Annotated in this window: 17 protein-coding genes and 1 pseudogene; 8 read left to right on the top strand and 10 right to left on the bottom strand. The window is 58.0% G+C overall.

Annotation, left to right across the window (positions count from 1 at the left end):
- The coding region (locus RHIBUN_RS0123630; protein ID WP_025661449.1) for a BON domain-containing protein at positions 1–554 on the bottom strand (554 nt) is incomplete at its 3' end.
- Between the two features lie 207 nt (positions 555–761).
- Here RHIBUN_RS0123630 and RHIBUN_RS0123635 point away from each other — a divergent pair.
- The 3 genes and pseudogenes from RHIBUN_RS0123635 (at position 762) to RHIBUN_RS33820 (ending at position 3,604) form a co-directional block, all read left to right on the top strand.
- Positions 762–1,412: a BON domain-containing protein gene (locus RHIBUN_RS0123635; protein ID WP_025661450.1), complete on the top strand. Its 651-nt coding sequence runs from the start codon at positions 762–764 to the stop codon at positions 1,410–1,412.
- 247 nt (positions 1,413–1,659) lie between these two features.
- Positions 1,660–2,118 carry a pyridoxamine 5'-phosphate oxidase family protein gene (locus RHIBUN_RS0123645; protein WP_025661452.1) on the top strand — a complete coding sequence of 153 codons (459 nt, stop codon included), beginning with the start codon at positions 1,660–1,662 and terminating at the stop codon, positions 2,116–2,118.
- A 658-nt stretch (positions 2,119–2,776) separates the two neighbouring features.
- Positions 2,777–3,604: pseudogene (locus RHIBUN_RS33820) on the top strand (universal stress protein).
- Between the two features lie 256 nt (positions 3,605–3,860).
- Here RHIBUN_RS33820 and RHIBUN_RS0123665 read toward each other — a convergent pair.
- Both RHIBUN_RS0123665 and RHIBUN_RS37455 read right to left on the bottom strand, forming a co-directional pair.
- Positions 3,861–4,184: a hypothetical protein gene (locus RHIBUN_RS0123665; protein ID WP_025661455.1), complete on the bottom strand. Its 324-nt coding sequence runs from the start codon at positions 4,182–4,184 to the stop codon at positions 3,861–3,863.
- Positions 4,185–4,441: 257 nt separating this feature from the next.
- Complete coding sequence (locus tag RHIBUN_RS37455; RefSeq protein ID WP_245271716.1) at positions 4,442–4,726, bottom strand: hypothetical protein; 285 nt, start codon at positions 4,724–4,726, stop codon at positions 4,442–4,444.
- Between RHIBUN_RS37455 and RHIBUN_RS0123670 the strand changes: the two genes are divergently transcribed.
- Positions 4,688–5,266 carry a helix-turn-helix domain-containing protein gene (locus tag RHIBUN_RS0123670; RefSeq protein ID WP_245271715.1) on the top strand — a complete coding sequence of 193 codons (579 nt, stop codon included), beginning with the start codon at positions 4,688–4,690 and terminating at the stop codon, positions 5,264–5,266. The genes RHIBUN_RS37455 and RHIBUN_RS0123670 overlap by 39 nt on opposite strands.
- A gap of 14 nt (positions 5,267–5,280) precedes the next feature.
- Positions 5,281–7,188: a PAS domain-containing sensor histidine kinase gene (locus RHIBUN_RS0123675; protein WP_025661457.1), complete on the top strand. Its 1,908-nt coding sequence runs from the start codon at positions 5,281–5,283 to the stop codon at positions 7,186–7,188.
- Here the strand turns inward: RHIBUN_RS0123675 and RHIBUN_RS0123680 are convergent.
- The 3 genes from RHIBUN_RS0123680 to RHIBUN_RS0123690 form a co-directional block, all read right to left on the bottom strand.
- The gene (locus RHIBUN_RS0123680) at positions 7,185–7,865 is read right to left on the bottom strand and encodes a CBS domain-containing protein (RefSeq protein WP_025661458.1); all 681 of its coding nucleotides are present in this window, start codon (positions 7,863–7,865) and stop codon (positions 7,185–7,187) included. The genes RHIBUN_RS0123675 and RHIBUN_RS0123680 overlap by 4 nt on opposite strands.
- Positions 7,866–7,926: 61 nt before the next feature.
- Entirely contained in the window at positions 7,927–8,382 is a 456-nt protein-coding gene (locus tag RHIBUN_RS0123685; RefSeq protein WP_025661459.1) for a host attachment family protein, read from the bottom strand.
- 324 nt (positions 8,383–8,706) lie between these two features.
- Positions 8,707–9,999, bottom strand: coding sequence for a trypsin-like peptidase domain-containing protein (locus RHIBUN_RS0123690; RefSeq protein ID WP_245271712.1), 1,293 nt, complete (start codon positions 9,997–9,999; stop codon positions 8,707–8,709).
- Positions 10,000–10,351: 352 nt separating this feature from the next.
- Between RHIBUN_RS0123690 and RHIBUN_RS0123695 the strand changes: the two genes are divergently transcribed.
- Positions 10,352–11,101, top strand: a complete 750-nt coding sequence (locus tag RHIBUN_RS0123695; protein ID WP_025661461.1) for a response regulator transcription factor — start codon at positions 10,352–10,354, stop codon at positions 11,099–11,101.
- Here the strand turns inward: RHIBUN_RS0123695 and RHIBUN_RS0123700 are convergent.
- The 3 genes from RHIBUN_RS0123700 to RHIBUN_RS0123715 all read right to left on the bottom strand — a co-directional run bounded on the left by RHIBUN_RS0123700 (position 11,055) and on the right by RHIBUN_RS0123715 (position 13,451).
- The gene (locus RHIBUN_RS0123700; protein ID WP_025661462.1) at positions 11,055–11,501 is read right to left on the bottom strand and encodes a hypothetical protein; all 447 of its coding nucleotides are present in this window, start codon (positions 11,499–11,501) and stop codon (positions 11,055–11,057) included. The genes RHIBUN_RS0123695 and RHIBUN_RS0123700 overlap by 47 nt on opposite strands.
- A 229-nt stretch (positions 11,502–11,730) precedes the next feature.
- Positions 11,731–12,543 carry a universal stress protein gene (locus tag RHIBUN_RS0123710; RefSeq protein WP_025661463.1) on the bottom strand — a complete coding sequence of 271 codons (813 nt, stop codon included), beginning with the start codon at positions 12,541–12,543 and terminating at the stop codon, positions 11,731–11,733.
- 74 nt (positions 12,544–12,617) lie between these two features.
- Positions 12,618–13,451, bottom strand: coding sequence for a universal stress protein (locus tag RHIBUN_RS0123715; protein WP_025661464.1), 834 nt, complete (start codon positions 13,449–13,451; stop codon positions 12,618–12,620).
- Positions 13,452–13,600: 149 nt separating this feature from the next.
- Here RHIBUN_RS0123715 and RHIBUN_RS0123720 point away from each other — a divergent pair, with 149 nt between their 5' ends.
- Positions 13,601–13,867 (top strand): hypothetical protein, encoded by a 267-nt coding sequence (locus RHIBUN_RS0123720; RefSeq protein WP_025661465.1) that lies wholly within the window; start codon positions 13,601–13,603, stop codon positions 13,865–13,867.
- Positions 13,868–13,928: 61 nt separating this feature from the next.
- Here RHIBUN_RS0123720 and RHIBUN_RS0123725 read toward each other — a convergent pair whose 3' ends face one another.
- Positions 13,929–14,231, bottom strand: coding sequence for a hypothetical protein (locus tag RHIBUN_RS0123725; RefSeq protein WP_245271713.1), 303 nt, complete (start codon positions 14,229–14,231; stop codon positions 13,929–13,931).
- Between the two features lie 166 nt (positions 14,232–14,397).
- Here RHIBUN_RS0123725 and RHIBUN_RS0123730 point away from each other — a divergent pair, with 166 nt between their 5' ends.
- A complete protein-coding gene (locus RHIBUN_RS0123730) occupies positions 14,398–15,381 on the top strand; it encodes a zinc-dependent alcohol dehydrogenase family protein (RefSeq protein ID WP_025661467.1) in 984 nt (327 codons plus the stop codon).
- Positions 15,382–15,853 lie beyond the last annotated feature (472 nt).

A 15,853-nucleotide genomic window follows, 5' to 3' on the forward strand; every position in this document is an offset into this window, starting at 1 on the left:
GTTCCATCAAGCGTGACCTTGCCATCAAGCACGTTCACTTGGATGGCTTGAGCCTCAAGTTCTGCGTCGCGTCGGAACGCGTCTTCGATCCGCCGTTTGACATCGCTCGAGGTGGGGCGAGGGGCAACCGCGATCAGGTTTGAGATGCCGACGACGCCTGCCAGATCGCGAATGGCGCTCGCAGCCGCGTTTTTCTGATATTGCCATTCAACCGTGCCTTCGAGGGTGACCCAGCCGTTCTGAACCCTGACGGTGACTGCATCCCTTGGCACGGTCGTACGCCATGCCAGCGTGCTGATCGAGCGCTTGGCGATTTCGTCGTCTGCGGTAACATGGGTGCCGTACGGACGCACCTCTATTTCCTGGGCGATAGCGTGCACGCCCTTCACGCGTCGAGCCGCACGCTCGGCGGCGTCCTTTTCGGAATAGGTGGCAACGTGGCCGGTCAGTGTGACCACACCACCTTCTGCCGTGACACCGATATGGGCCGCGTCGATGCTCGGCTCGAATTCCAGCTCGTCCAGTACATTCTGTCTCAAAGTAACATCTGTCATGGGAAAGCCTCCTTCCACTCAACGGACTTGATCTTAGAGGCAAGTCGACGTCCGCACTTTGATCTGGCTCAAAATGGCGCGCCTCCTCACGCGGCGCCGTTAAAGCCGGCACAATTTCCACTCATTTGATCAAGCGCAATGCAGGCCAGACAAAAGGGACCGATCATGAATTTTCCCTCGGGGAAATTTGGTTAATGGAGGAATGTCATGAACGATCTCGGACTACGCCAAAACATCATCGACGAACTCGGGTTCGAACCGAGCGTCAATGCAGCTAATATAGGCGTCGCGGTGGAAGAAGGTGTCGTCACTCTTTCGGGCCATGTTGGCAGCTACGCAGAAAAGATCGCTGCTGAAATGGCGGTGAAACGGGTCAAGGGCGTGCGTGCGCTCGCTGAGACCCTCGAGGTCCGGTACGCGGGCCGCAAGCACCATGCGGACGACGAGATCGCGGCGCGGGCTTTGGACATTATCGAATGGGACACGCTTCTGCCGGACGGCGCGATCGGCGTCAAAGTTCAAAAAGGCTGGGTGACGTTGTCAGGGGAGGTGCCCTGGCATTTTCAGCGGGTGGCGGCTGAAAAGGCGGTCATGAAGCTTGGCGGCGTCGTCGGAGTAACAAACGTATTGTCGATCAAACCCGTCGCATCCATTCCCGATGTCAAGAACCGCATCGAGGGTGCGCTGAAACGCAATGCCGAGGTAGAGGCGAACCGAATCCAGATCGACGTTTCCGGTGGCAACGTCACGCTGAAGGGCGGGGTAAGCGGTTGGCGGGAACGCAGCGCTGCGGAGCGGGCGGCCTGGTCGATTCCTGGAGTCGTCAGCGTCATAAACGATCTCGCGGTCAGAGGCTGATCCAGCATCAGAATTGGCAAGGCTGAATGAAGCCTTCTCGACCAAATAGGATTGCCAACATGCACGCTCAAGACGGTTACAAATGGCTGCGCTGGTTGGTTCTTGACCATGCGTTGCTGCTAGTTCTCATCGTGATGATCGGGACGGTGTTCAGCGTCCTCTTCTATCATGCCGACAGTGTCAACCGGTCAGATTTTCGGTTGCAACAATCGGTCGGGGATCGGCTTTGAGAAACGGAGCGATTGAAATGTCAATGGTATTGAAAAACATGACGCACGCGGAATGCTTGGAAATGCTGAGAGGAGGGCACTTTGGCCATCTGGCTTGCAGCAACGAAGGGCAACCCTACGTCGTTCCGATCTACTTCGCGTTCCAGTCAAGAGTTGCTTACAGCTTCTCCATGCCCGGACGAAAAGTCGAGTGGATGCGACTGAATCCGAAGGTATGCCTTCAGGTCGATGAATGGCCATCGAAGGGTAGTTGGAGAAGCGTGGTGCTCAGTGGCAATTTCCAGGAGTTTCCAGACAACGACGCGTGGCATGAGGAACGTCTTACCGCGTGGTCTTTGCTCCAAAAATACCTCAACTGGTGGGAGATCGGCTCGCTAAAGCCCGACGAAATTCCACCATCGCATGCCTCTCCCCATCTTTTCTACGGCATCTATATGAACGATCTCTCCGGTCGGGCCGCGATTCAGATTGGATGAACGCTCAGGCCAACGCTGTTTTTTATCGCCCATAAGGCGGATCGACTAGGAAGCTTCAATAGCCACGTGAGGACTTGGCTCGGCAGATCCTCGCATATCGTGACCTAGTGGACGGTGTCTGAAAACAGTTTCCCCAAAGCGCGCTCTGGCGGAAGTCTTGCAATGAGTATGCGAGAAATATCATCTACGCTGCTGATGCCGTGTTGGTAGATCTGGATCGCCAGTGCGCAGACGCAGGAGGAAACCGCCTCATCTAACGGCACTCTGTAGTGTCGATACCAATTCTGGACTGCAGCAGACAGCTTATCCAAGTCCGATGGGGCAAGAAACAGGTGGTTCATCTGCCGCTCTCCGATGTCGGAAATATTGCCGATACTTCCCCATTTTCGCGGAGAAGACATTGATTGACGTCAATGACATCGTGCTCAATTGCCCAACTTTGGGGCAATAGATTTCGATTGCCGCAAATGATCGTCATACCGTCGAGGCAGGCGACTTTGCTGCGCCATGAGGTCCTCCTGTCCCATCTGCATCGAACCGAACCTCAAGCGTCAATTTCACCAGTCCGATGAACACCGAGCAACAGTACTTTGACGCGCATGATGGAAACACTGTCGGAAAGCGATAGACTTATTTTATGTGACAGGGAGGTTAGTCCATGAGCATCAAGACCATCATATGTGTCTTCGGAGCCGACCGCTGGGACCAGGACATCAAGTCTGCCATCGAGTTCTGCGAAGCGCAGGGAGCGCACATGACCGCGATGGTGATTTTCATGTGTTCCGTTCCTCCAGTCGCCGTCTACCCCTCACGGTAACCTGGCTCGACGAGCAGCAGAAGCAGATCGATCGGCGCGCCAAAGAAGCGTATCCCAGTCAAAAGATACTAGAAAGGACGGAACTGTCCTTCGACATCCACAAAATCTACACGGAATTTGCGTGGGCCGACGACGACATTGCACAGCATGCCTGCTACGCCGACCTCGTGTTGGTCGGGGCCCAGGCCGCCGGCGTGAGAATCTCCAATGAAGGATCATTGACGGGGCTCTGTCCCAGTCTCCGACGCCAATCCCTGTCAACCCCCGCATGCAGGCGGTCTCGTCGTTCCCGAAGTCTATACTTCTTGCTTGTGATTCCAGCGATGAGGCGGCGCGTGCCACCCGCCAATCCCTCGAGTTTCTCAAAGGTTGCGATGCCGTGCACATGACGCTTGTCGATCCGGTCGCCAGAAGCTTGGGAACGGCGAAGAGCCGGGCGCTGATATTGCCACGTTTCTCACGCGCCATGGCGTGAAAGTGGAAGTCGACAAGGTTGCGAGCGGTGGACGCCGCGTGGACGAAACGTTGCGCCAACATGCGATGGACGTCGCTGCCGACATGGTAGTCATGGGTGCATACAGGCACCCACGGCTCCAGCAGCGGCTTTTCGGCGGTCTCACGCGCTACATGCTCAAGAATAGCGACGTTCCGCTCTTCTTGTCACGTTGACGACGCATCCGGACGCGAATTCTTTCGCGATCATTGAGACCGGCGCCGTTCGTCGGGAGACAAACCTTCCCGCGGGCCTCTCTGATGCTGCGCCGTGGCCATGAATCGTCGATAAGAAGTGTAATTCGCCGCCGGAAGGCGGTTGTCGGCAATCTTGATCTCGAGCGGGGCTAATCAATAAGAAGCGAGAAGCAGGTCTTCTTACGCCGATTACGCCGGCGTCCGCCAAAACAAGGGGAACGCGACTGCGCTTTTGCTAGTGGTGCTGCGCCTTGATGTAGGCCACGAGATCAGCGATTTCCGAGCGTGTCAGTGAAAGGTTCGGCATTCGCGTGTGCTGGGGAGAGGCCAAAAAATCCGATAATCGCGCCTCGTTGAAGTGCTCGGCTCCACCGATCTGAGCGAACGTCGGCACGGAATCCGAGCCATGAAACTGTCCGGGAGCAACGACGTGGCATTCGCCACACCAGCGTAGTGCGATGCCGCGTCCGCGGGCAAGATCGGCAGTCGCGCCCTCGTCAAAGAACGCCAAAACGAGAGCAACGGCGATGGCGCCTGGTAAAATGCCTGTTCGGGTCATAGGTCGTGTCATCCTCAGCCAAGCTCATGGAGCGAGGCAATCCTACATGAAACCGGCTGCCGATCGGCACCTTGTTGGGCGACGAAGACTGCTTCAGTTCCTATAATGCTACAGATAGTTGGCGTACAAATCTTTGATGCCGATCAATGCACCAGGACTGGTGTCCGGTTTCGGACCCGAACATCATTAACGGGGCCAGGCACGACCGGCAGCGTATTGCGGCGATGCCGGACGGGTTGTTACAAACTGTCACCAATTTAGACAAATTGGCACGGAAGTGGCATCGGGATGTGACGTTGCGATCGTCTACTGCGATCTTCATGATTTGAGGGAGCAAGATCATGTTCGCGAACAGTCTCAATGTCCGACCCCTGTTTGAAGAAACCGGCCCAATAGGCCAGCAATGCAGCCTCGGCGCGCTTTTCGACCGCGGTCCACTCGAGCGTGCGGCGGCGGGCCAGATCGTTTTTTTCGAAGGCGACCGCGCCCTCCATGTCTTCGCGATTCGTGAGGGCAATCTGCGAATCTGCCGGCAGCTTCATGACGGACGTCGTGTCATTACGGGCTTTCTTACGAAGGGCGACATCGTGGGAGTCTCGTTCAAGAACAGATACCTCTATAGCGCCGAGGCGCTGGACGATGTCGCGTTCCAGCGGCAGACCAAGGTCGCATTCGAAAAGCAGCTTCTCGCTCGCCCCGATCTACGGCCGGTGCTTCTCTCCCAGCTTTGCGACGAGGTGGCGGCAGCGCAAGATCAGATGGTGCTTTTGTCGTGCAAGAGCGCCGAAGAGCGTCTGTGCAGCTTCCTACTGGCCCGGTTGCGGAAAAGCACTACTCAAGGTTGTAAGCCAAACGTGGTCGATTTGCCCATGACCCGGCTTGATATCGCAGACTATCTTGGCTTGACCATCGAGACGGTCTCGCGCACGGTGACGAAGTTGGCAGGGCAGGGCATTTTATCCGCGGGCCGTCGCCATGAAATTCTCGTGCTGAAGAAGTCGGCGCTTGTGCAGCGGGCTGGTGAAGACGAAGCTGACGTCGATGATGGTCGCGACGATACGCCAATCTACTCTCATCATTAAAAGGCAGGGCGGCAATGCCAGACGATGCCATAGTTCCATCAGCTTCGGCGCAGGATCTCGACGTCATCGCGCGCGTTTTCGACGACACGAATGTCATCATTCATGGCGTTGATGGCGTCATCAGCCACTGGACGTCGGGGTGCGAGCGCCTCTATGGATGGAAACGCATCGAGGCCCTGGGGAAGGTGGTTCACACATTGCTCCGGACGAAATCCCCCAGACCGATCGAGGATATCCGCAAGGAGGTGTATACCGGCATCACCTGGGAGGGCGACATCATCCACTATCACAAGGACGGACACCCGATGACGATCGCAACGCGCTGGGTTGTCTTCGACGCCCTTTCTCCAACACCGGCGGTCATACAGACGAATACGGACGTTTCGGAGACTAGGAAGATTCAGGACGACCTCGCCGAACGCGAAGCGCATCTGACGTCAATACTCGCCACCGTACCGGATTCGATGGTTGTCATCGATGAGGCCGGGTCGGTCACATCCTTCAGCAGTGCCGCGGAAAAGCTCTTCGGCTACTCCTCCCGCGAGGTAATCGGCCGCAACGTCCGCATGCTCATGCCGTCACCATATCGCGACGAACACGACAGATACATCGCAGACTACCTTCGCACCGGCAGCGCGAAGATCATAGGCCTTGGGCGTGTCGTGAAAGGACGCAGAAAGGATGGGTCAATCTTCCCAATGGAGTTGTCGGTGGGTGAAGCAGTGGCGAACCAAAGACGGATATTCACCGGCTTCATTCGTGACCTGACAAGCAGGCAACGGATCGAAGAAGAGTTGCGGCAGTCCCAGAAAATGGAAGCCGTCGGGCAGTTGACGGGTGGGCTGGCGCACGATTTCAACAATCTGCTGATAGTGATCAGCGGCAATCTCGAAATGCTGGAACCGCTGCTTGCCGATGATGAACAGCGCGAGCTGCTCAGGGAGGCCCAGGAGGCAGCGGACGATGGTGCAAAACTGACGGCGCAACTTCTCGCCTTTGGGAGGCGCCAGCCTCTCAAGCCCGAGATCGTGGACGTAGGATCTCTCGTATCCGGGTTCTCAGAGCTTCTGCGACGGACCCTTGGGGAAACGATCGAACTTCGCACAAGCATCAGAGGAAGCACCCACACCGCCTTGGTCGACAAGTCACAGCTTCAGAGCGCTTTGCTCAACCTTGCCTTGAACGCTCGAGACGCAATGCCGACGGGCGGAAGCCTAACGCTGGATATCTCACGAGTGCAGCTCGATACCGACTATGCTGAGATGTATCCCGAGCTAAGGCCTGGCGACTATATCCTGATCGCCGTGACGGACACGGGAAAAGGGATGCCGGAAGCGGTGAAGGCCCGCGCATTTGAACCGTTTTTCACGACCAAGGGCGTCGGCGTTGGGACTGGCCTTGGCCTCAGCATGGTCTACGGCTTCGTTAAGCAATTGGGAGGGCACGTTCAGCTCTACAGCGAGCTCGACAAGGGAACGACGATCCGGATTTTCTTACCTGCAGTAGGTTCTGCGGGGGTTCAAGCTTCTCGGACGACACTAAGCGCCGAGGATGCCCCCCGCGGAACCGAGCGCATTCTCGTCGTCGAAGATGATGGGCGTGTAAGGCGGGTCGTCGTGGCAAGGCTCACAAAGGCGGGCTATTCCGTTCTGGAGTCCGTGGACGCCGCGAGTGCTCTCGAACTGCTTTCGACGAGTGAGCCGATCGATCTGCTGTTCACCGATATCGTCATGCCAGGTGGTATGACTGGCGACGAGCTGGCAAGCAGGGCGGTACTACTCAGGCCAGGCCTTAAGGTACTATTCACATCCGGTTATGCGGAGCCAGATATCGCCAACAAGTCGCTACGGGCGGGCAGTTGGTTGAAGAAGCCGTACACCGCGCAGGAACTTTCGATCCGGCTGCGTCAGCTTCTAGACTAATGTTTCAGGGGCGCGGGCTTCATCCGGCTAGCCATATGATAGGTAACCTGGAGGTTGTTTGACACACCGTGTACACCCGGAACTCTTTCGGCAGCCACTCTTGCTGCATCCCGCTCGAGAGAACTCTCGACTTCTCCGCGAAGTGTGACCAGCCCGTCCCGGACCGAAGTCTCGATGGCTTCCGGTAAAACACCGAGGTCCGCCTGCAGCCGTGCACGCACCGCAGTGCATATGGCATCGTCGCCAGAAGCCACTGAACCGGAAGGCTCATCGACCAAGGCACGCATGAGGTCGCGGCGGCTCACCATGCCGACCAGTCGTTCGTCGGCGACGACCGGGATGTGTTTGATGGCGCGTGCAAGAAGGAGATCGGCGACTTGCGAGATCGTAGCACTTAGAAGCGCGCTGACGACCGGCGAAGTCATGACGTCCCTGATCCTCCAGCTCCGGGCCTTGATGTAATTCGCGAGCGTCTCAACCCGGCCTCGGGTGCGAGGAATCGGTCGCGTTCCATTTGACGAGGAGATGCGACGAAGAAGGTCACCCTCCGTCACGATACCGACCATCTTCCCCATGTTATCGACGACCGGAACGGCGCCGATCTGTGTGGCATTGATGATTTCGATCGCTCGCCGAACGTTCTGGTCTTCGCCAATGGTCGTCACCGGACTGGTCATTTGTCCTTGGCAAACATTGCGATACCTCCTTTTATCCGGGTCAATCGGAGTGGTGGCAGCCTCAATGATTGTAGGCTTCCAACCGTGTTTCGATCTCTTGGATTGGCATCTTTGTGAAGTCCTTGGCGATCTCTCCAACGATCACATCCTTGGCGATTGACGCAAGATTTGGTCGTAGAATGCCAAGCGCGCGAGGAGGGGCGACGACCAGCAGTCGCTGCAGGGTGCCTCCGGCGATGTCATTCGCCAACTCCCTTGCTAAGCCGGCGAGGAAGTTCTGTTCATCGCGCTCGTGCAGGTCCGGTGCCTCGACGGCGCTCCGCGCGCCCCCTGCCGTCCCGTAGACACGACCTGGCCGGTCGTCTCCCAGTTCGTGCGTCGGCACGCCCTCATGGGCCGTCGTGCGGACCTCGACAAGGTTCAAGTTTTGCGCGTCCCCATCATTGCGTAGGAGGAGCGCCTTCGATCCATCACAAACAAGAATCCAGTCCTTCGCGCGAATCCGTATTTTATCCATTTTCATCGTCCTCCTTCGTAAAAGGCAGACGAAATGCGGGATCGCGCGGGCCTGCCTCTGATTTGACACGCCTAGTCTATCGTTCTACCGAATGGGCTACATTGCACTGGATCAAATTGGCCTCATCCGAACACGGTTGTCGCGGTAACCGCGACAACCGGCGTCTCGATCGTCGTTGGCCATTGGCGATAAGTCCGGGGCCGCGCCAAGGCACTGGATGCTCCTGCAAGCGTCGACAGCGGGTGGGAAACCGGGAAATCGCTTCCGCATCTCTCAGCCTATGCGCTACAGAGGTGATCTGGCATCTGGATCCAGCCGATCAGGCTATCGCTTAACAACGAGGAAGCTTCTGTGGCCGTCGCGAAAGATGCCGAGAAGGAGAAGGTCTGTCAAAGCCTTCGATAGCTCAACCACCATCTGCGGCGTCGTTGCATTCGTCTGATTGACGCTGGTGATGACATCTCCGGGCTGCAAGCCCGCAGCCGCGGCGGGGCTACTGTCTGAAATCGAGGATATCACGGCACCTTGAACCTTTCCGAATGCGTCCGATGCGGCATCAAGGGTTTGCAGCGTGACAAGATCGAGCAACCCTTTACCATCGACGTAGTCGACAGTTTCAACCGGCGGCTCTGTCGCGGCGGCGGCCGCGAGCGTCGCGACAACCTGGACGCTGCCGCCACGTCGCAGAATGGTCAACTTGACGACCGTCCCCGGCGGAAGGGCAGATACGCGCGCTCGCAGTTGCGTAGAGCCCGAGATCGGAAGTCCATCGACCGCGGCGATGACGTCACCGACGACGATGCCGGCCTTGGCACCGGGGGATTGAGGCCGCACCTCATTTACCAGGGCTCCCGTTGAGATGTTGACTCCGAGGACCTTTGCAAAGTCTGCACTGCTATCCTGAACCTGCACGCCAAGCTGGCCGCGACGGATTTCGCCATGTGAGACGAGCTGCCGCATGATCGCACTGGCCGTATTGATTGGGACAGCAAATCCAATCCCTATATTTGCTCCCGATGGCCCGAGGATCGCCGTGTTGATGCCGACCACCTTGCCCTCAAGGTCAACGAGGGCGCCGCCGGAATTCCCAGGGTTCAAGGATGCGTCGGTCTGGATGAAGCCCTCTTCGGAATCCAACCCCAGCCCGGATCGATCGAGTGCGCTGACGATGCCAAACGTCACGGACTTCCCCAGGCCGTATGGAGTGCCGATGGCGACGACGTAATCACCGACTTTCAACGAAGCGGAATCTCCGAGCACTGCCTGGCTCAATCCGGCGGCGCTGATCCTTATGACGGCCAGATCGGTCTGGGCGTCGGCGCCGACAGCGACCGCATCGTAACTTTCACCATTGGCGATCGTCACCTTGAGGGATGTGGCGCCCTCGATCACATGATTGTTCGTGAGGATGTAGCCGTTGCGTGCATCCGTTATGACACCGGTTCCTGCCGTCTCGGAGATCTGAGCTACAGCCGTCTGCCTCGGGGTCGACTTGTTTTGCGCACCGGGCGTCAGGTAGAGAGTGTCGCCCTGCACGTCGCTGGATTTTCCGCGCACGGATATGCTGACGATTGTTGGAACAACACGGCTGAGCATCGGCGCTAGCGACGGGGTCACTGATTGCCCTGCGTCGGCGGTCTCGAGGGACCCGAGAGTGAGCCCCAGTGCGCCAATAACAAACGCTATGCTCCTCAAGCTGTAAAAAAAGTGGCCGCCAGCCATGCTTCATCTCCCGTCTCACCAGCCTCTAATTACTAGACTGGGAGGGAAAGAATATGGGCGCATTGATCAAGCGCAATTTGGCGGGATATTTCACGAACGGCGGTTCAGTAGGAGGTGGCGGGGTGTCGCCCTCGACCCGAGCAACCCAAGCGAACAAAGACGCAATTGACCAATATGAATTCCGGCGTATTCTACGCCCGATCCAGCATTTTCGCGCTCGCTCAACTGCAATAATCCAGAAGCGATGATGAGCATGGGGTCTCCAGCAGAAACGCAAATCCTTGTTGTCGACGACGATCCGCATATCCGGAAGATGCTTCAGCGGTATTTCGAACATGAGGGCTACAAGGTTACCTGCGTGGCGACGGGCAGGGAAATGCGATTGGTGCAGAGCGCGAGACCATTCGACATCGTCCTTCTTGACCTCGTCCTTCCTGATCAGGATGGGATTGATCTGGCGCGAGAGATACGAAGCGTTTCGAACGTGCCGATCATGATACTCACGGGACGCGAGGACGTCGTCGACCGTGTGGTCGGCCTCGAGGTCGGCGCGGACGACTATGTCGTGAAGCCCTTCCACCTGCGCGAGGTTCACGCGAGATTGAAGTCAATCCTACGCCGAAGTCAGACAGGCAGAAAACCGGTCTCAAACTCAGATGGCGTGTTAGTTTTCGAAGGCTGGCGCCTCGACAGCGGGAAACGAAAGCTTCTCAACCCCGAGAATGTTGAAGTGGAGCTTTCCACCGGGGAGTTCGAGATGCTGGACGCATTTGTCCGCAATGCAGGTCGGGTTCTTAGCAGGGACGTATTAATGGATCTCACGCGACATCGGGAGCGGAATCCTTTCGATCGCTCGATAGATACGCAGATTTCCCGGTTGAGACGAAAGATCGAAATCGATCCGGCACGACCGAAGCTCATAATATCCATTCGGTCGGCCGGTTACGTCTTCACCGCCAAGCCGTCCCGATTGGCTTTGGATGCACGCGATAAATGACTCCATGATCCCAACGGCGAAAGAGATCCGGATCTTCCAGTTCTTGCAGGCTGCCGGGTAGGTTGGTCCAGACGCGCATGAACTGGCACGCAGTCGCCTGAGCCTCAAGCGATAAAAATAGGCTCTCGGCGATCTGATGGTGATCGGCAGCGCTAAGGGCGATGAAGATCGGCACATCCATAAGTAAGCCCGCCTCCGGGTGCATTCTAAGCCTGAAGACGGCCAGGCCTCTCACGCGACCGGCAAGATCGCTGGCGCTGATGCAACGCCAGTTCCGACTGTCGTCGAATACAGCCGCCCAGTCCTTTTCGCCGAACGTCGGCGCCACACTGCAGACAAGGGCGAAGGCCGCGAGCTCGTCGTCCCGCCGCAATTCGCCAACGACGTAGTCGTACTGCATGGCGTCCTCCCAGTGCTGGACAATGAAGTGTTATTTGTCCCGCGGATGACATCCTTGTTCATTGTCATAGATCAATGACGATGACTTGGTGCATCAAAGCGTGGCAGTTGGTATTGGCCTGTCTGCGGTCGCGATGGCATTTACCGGAGCCGGACTTCGCCCGCCAAGGCGCACTGATCCAGGAGACGATCGATGTCGCGGTCGTCTTGAACGCCCTTCGAGCGCTGGCTTAATGGGATAATAGGGCCGGAATGCGGAGATTGTCGAGCAGGCTGCGCGTCACACCGCCGACAAAGGCCTCGCGCAGCTTGGTGTGCCCATAAGCACCAGCGATAAGAAGGTCGGCGTGGCCCTCTATGGCGTTGTCCTGGATGATGGTGGTGACGTCTTCTCCATCGCTGTGCACGGCAGCTAACGCGACGTCGAGCCCTGAATGCTTCAGCGCTTCGGTATAGCGATCAAGAAGACACTCACTCCGCCGAGCCGCGGCGCCCACACATATTACTGTCACTTTCGTCGCCGATTGGATCATAGGGAACGCGTTGGCGACGGCGCGGGCCGCCGTTGCACTGCCATCCCATGCGATCGCAATATTGTCGATGCGGCCATAGAAATCGGCCGACGGCAGGAGAAGCAGCGGGCGACCGCTGTCAAAGACGAGGCTTTCTACAATCGGCCTCGCCAGCTCGGTGTTTTCCAGGATCGTAACGTCGTAGGCGCGAGCAAGTTCAGCCAGCCGGATTGTCGCCGACATCGCCTCGGCCTCAATGGGAACAAGCCTCACGTCGAGGCCAACCCGTTCGGCCCGCTCTCGCAAATGCCTGACGAGCTGAGCTGCGACATCCCGATCAAAGCGGTCTGCCTGGAACTCGTCATCGTCTGAATATGCTTCGGCGGCTTCGTGGCCATGGCGCCGCGCGACAGCAAGGCTGGCGACAAGATCGGCACCCTGATGCAACGAAAACTGGATAGCGTTCTCGATGATCGCGAATGAACTCGCTTCCGGACGGGTGGTCAATGGCAGATGAAACTGTGGCTTCATGGCGTCCTCCGAGACGTGACGTGGTCCATTGCTTCGACGGCCGGGCCGACCGGCAGGGCCGCTAGACGTTTCCACTACCGCGACAGGAAAAGCGGAACCTGGCTGTCCTTCAGCATCGAACGGGTGACGCCTCCAAACAGGCGTTGCTGTATCCGAGGGTGATTGTAGGCACCCATGACCACCAGGTCGGCTGCCACGTCCATGGCATGTTGGCGCAAGGTTTCGTCCACGCGGCGTCCACCGCTGGCAACCCGATCGACCTCGACCTTCACGCCGTGACGGGTAAGGAACATGGCGATGTCGGATCCGGGCTCTTCGCCATTCTCCCAGCTTCTCGCGACCGGGTCTACGAGTGTGACGTGCACGGCATCACAGCCCTTCAGGAATTCCAGCGACTGGCGGGTGGCGCGCGCTGCCTCGTCGCTCGAATCCCAAGCGAGCAGGATCGACTTTGGAAACGAGCTGACAGCCTGCGTACGTGGGTTGATCAGGATCGGCGTCGGAGACTCGAACAGGGCGCCGTCGACGATACGTCTCTGAAGATCCTCGTTGCCGGCAGCTTGGGCTCCCACGAGAACGAGATCGGCGTACAGCGCATGCTGAGCGATGTCTCCTTCCGCCCATGCAAACTCTGTGTAGACCTCCTGGACGTCGAAGGACAGCTCCGTCCTTTCCAGGATCTCCTGTACCGCTTTCGTTTCCGCGGCGAGCCGGTCTATTTCCTGCTGTTGGCCTTCGAGCCACGCTGTTGAGATTGCTTCGTAGGTGGCGATCGCCGGAACGGCCCCCATGCAGATCACAAGGGCAGTCATATGGGCGCCCTGTGTCTCGCAAAACTCCATTGCCGACTTGAGGTCCTGGTCCCAGCGGTCGACGTCGAAGACGCACATGACGGTTTTGATACTCATTGCACTGCCTCCTTCTTGATAGTCGCGATCATATCGCTTTCCTGGAAGGCTTCTTTGATGTTCGTCAAAATCGATTGCCGAGCTCAGGGAACCGCTGGGACGACTTCTGCGTTCAAACGTCCAATCGAAACGCAGACCGGCAGCCTGCAATGCGACAAACATTCGATCCTTTCGCTCACGGCTGGCTGCTTCTGCAGATGCGGTGTCCGGCCCTTCGGGCCTTTCGCGGCAAGCAGCATCGCGTGAAGGACCTATGCGAATCCTACAGCGAGGTGGTTCTTTATCTCGAATGGTTGCGGACGTCGGGACATAAAAATCTGCTCGGCGAGTACGGTCAGCTATGTATCGACCTCGAGCAGGACGTATATTGGTTTCTCGTATTCTACGATGCCCACCCCGAGGTGGGCATGGGATAGCCGGCAAGCCGCGGCTTAACCCCAGTCAACTCTCGATGTAGTAAGCGTGCGGCGGTCGGCGCTAAAAGACGTCCATTCCGCCAAGCCCGACGAACTTCGTGCTAAACCCTTGGGCGCGAGCTTGCTTTAACAGGCGATCCGCGCTCATCATGTCTAGCCGCATGCTTCCGGCGAAACATAGACGAAGCGGACAGCAGAGCTCTCGTGTCGCCCAGTCGAGAGCCCGCAGCGAGATCATCGTGACGACCCAATGGTCGTCGTCCGCCCGTTCGAGCAAGATATCGCCCTCGTTCTTTCTGGGGGGAGGGACGGATGCGCACGCGGCGAACGCCGATGCGTCCTTGTCCTTGGCGGCGATCAGCATATGGTTCATCCTGGTATCCTCCTCTTGGCTGCGGCCACCACGACGTGGGAACCGACTTAAACTTATCCGGAGACGGGGTCAGAGTTGTTGATCCAGGTCAAGGTGGCAAGCTTTGAACTTTCGGATTGATCGGGATGATCCATCGGGTGTCGACAAGGAGAAAGAGATGAGGGCTATGGTCTTGGAAAGAGCCGGCGTTCCGTTGCGTCTTATGGAGATGCCGGATCCGTGTCCTTCTGCAGGTCAGGCTGTGATAGCGGTGGAAGCCTGCGGGGTCTGCCGCACGGACCTTCACGTGTTCGATGGCGACCTTCCAAATCCGAAGCTGCCTCTGGTGCTCGGACACGAGATCGTTGGCCGTGTGGTCGCCGTTGGCCCCGGCGTCTCGAAAAGTCTTGAGGGATGGAGGGTGGGCGTGCCATGGCTCGGGCATACGTGCGGGTGTTGCTCGTTTTGCCTCGCCGGAGCCGAGAACCTTTGCGACGCACCCGGCTTTACCGGCTATACGCTCGACGGCGGATTTGCGACGCACGCCGTGGCTGATGCGAATTATGCGTTCACTTTGCGAGAAGGTTTAGACCCTGTCGGAAACGCGCCTCTTCTTTGCGCGGGTCTGATCGGATGGCGATCATTGAAAATGGCCGGACAAGGCAAGGCGATCGGTCTCTATGGCTTCGGTGCGGCGGCACACATTCTCGCGCAGGTGTGCCGGTGGCGAAAGCAGGAGGTCTACGCTTTTGTTCGTCCGGGGGATGAGGCGGGAAGGCGCTTCGCGCTCGAGCTGGGCGCCACCTGGGCGGGCTTCTCGGACGAGATGCCACCTGTGCAACTGGACGCGGCTATCATATTTGCGCCAGCAGGAGAGTTGGTTCCCAAAGCTCTGGCGGCGGTCCGCAAAGGCGGCACCGTCGTTTGCGGGGGCATCCACATGAGCGACATTCCGGTCATGCCCTATCGGCTCCTGTGGGGAGAGCGTCGCATCGTATCGGTAGCCAATCTCACCCGCGACGATGCACGAGAATTCTTCGGGCTCGTGGGACAGGCGAGCATCCGAACAGTCACCACCTCCTATCCATTGGAGCGCGCCAATGACGCGCTGGCCGACTTGCGGGCAGGGCGGATCAATGGGGCAGCGGTGCTCGTGCCTTGACCCAGCCGCTCGACGATGCGCCGCGCGACTTGTTTTACGGGGCGGGTTGCGGGAGCAACCCGCTGAACCACTTGCGACGACCGACGCTGAGACGATGATCGCGGCTCTGGACGTGGCATTTCGAAATGCCATCGCCGCCGAAGGCCATGCAGTGAAAGGTTTTGCAAAGTTGGCAATAGACGCATGGCGTTGCATCTTCGGCGATTACTTTCCCGCCTTTCGTTGAGATGCCGAAGCGGCTGGGTGATGTTTTAGCATTCATGATTTATATCACGGAAGCATGCGGTCGGCAGCAGCCGGAGGAGGACGGTTCAATGTGAACACAATCTTGAATTTCCATTGCGAGCCATCCCGAGCGAGTGCAGTTCATGTCTCGCTTATGGCCTGGTACGACGCTTGCCGTCTTCGCGTCCGTTCCTGCTGTGCATGCTGCTTGGCTTCGTCGCTCCCGAGTGGGGGCGTGACCACTGCC

It is taken from the genome of Rhizobium sp. IBUN (assembly GCF_000510625.1).
GTDB classification, from domain to species: domain Bacteria; phylum Pseudomonadota; class Alphaproteobacteria; order Rhizobiales; family Rhizobiaceae; genus Rhizobium; species Rhizobium altiplani.

Excerpts from the sequence above, each read along its gene's own strand:
- RHIBUN_RS0123645 (WP_025661452.1), top strand. The coding sequence starts at position 1,660 with ATGTCAATGGTATTGAAAAACATGACGCACGCGGAATGCTTGGAAATG.
- RHIBUN_RS0123635 (WP_025661450.1), top strand. The coding sequence starts at position 762 with ATGAACGATCTCGGACTACGCCAAAACATCATCGACGAACTCGGGTTC.
- RHIBUN_RS0123675 (WP_025661457.1), top strand. The coding sequence starts at position 5,281 with ATGCCAGACGATGCCATAGTTCCATCAGCTTCGGCGCAGGATCTCGAC.
- RHIBUN_RS0123720 (WP_025661465.1), top strand. The coding sequence starts at position 13,601 with ATGCGACAAACATTCGATCCTTTCGCTCACGGCTGGCTGCTTCTGCAG.
- RHIBUN_RS0123695 (WP_025661461.1), top strand. The coding sequence starts at position 10,352 with ATGAGCATGGGGTCTCCAGCAGAAACGCAAATCCTTGTTGTCGACGAC.
- RHIBUN_RS0123685 (WP_025661459.1), bottom strand. The coding sequence starts at position 8,382 with ATGGATAAAATACGGATTCGCGCGAAGGACTGGATTCTTGTTTGTGAT.
- RHIBUN_RS0123665 (WP_025661455.1), bottom strand. The coding sequence starts at position 4,184 with ATGACCCGAACAGGCATTTTACCAGGCGCCATCGCCGTTGCTCTCGTT.
- RHIBUN_RS0123725 (WP_245271713.1), bottom strand. The coding sequence starts at position 14,231 with ATGCTGATCGCCGCCAAGGACAAGGACGCATCGGCGTTCGCCGCGTGC.
- RHIBUN_RS0123715 (WP_025661464.1), bottom strand. The coding sequence starts at position 13,451 with ATGAGTATCAAAACCGTCATGTGCGTCTTCGACGTCGACCGCTGGGAC.
- RHIBUN_RS0123680 (WP_025661458.1), bottom strand. The coding sequence starts at position 7,865 with ATGACCAGTCCGGTGACGACCATTGGCGAAGACCAGAACGTTCGGCGA.
- RHIBUN_RS0123700 (WP_025661462.1), bottom strand. The coding sequence starts at position 11,501 with ATGCAGTACGACTACGTCGTTGGCGAATTGCGGCGGGACGACGAGCTC.
- RHIBUN_RS0123730 (WP_025661467.1), top strand. The coding sequence starts at position 14,398 with ATGAGGGCTATGGTCTTGGAAAGAGCCGGCGTTCCGTTGCGTCTTATG.
- RHIBUN_RS37455 (WP_245271716.1), bottom strand. The coding sequence starts at position 4,726 with ATGAAGCTGCCGGCAGATTCGCAGATTGCCCTCACGAATCGCGAAGAC.
- RHIBUN_RS0123710 (WP_025661463.1), bottom strand. The coding sequence starts at position 12,543 with ATGAAGCCACAGTTTCATCTGCCATTGACCACCCGTCCGGAAGCGAGT.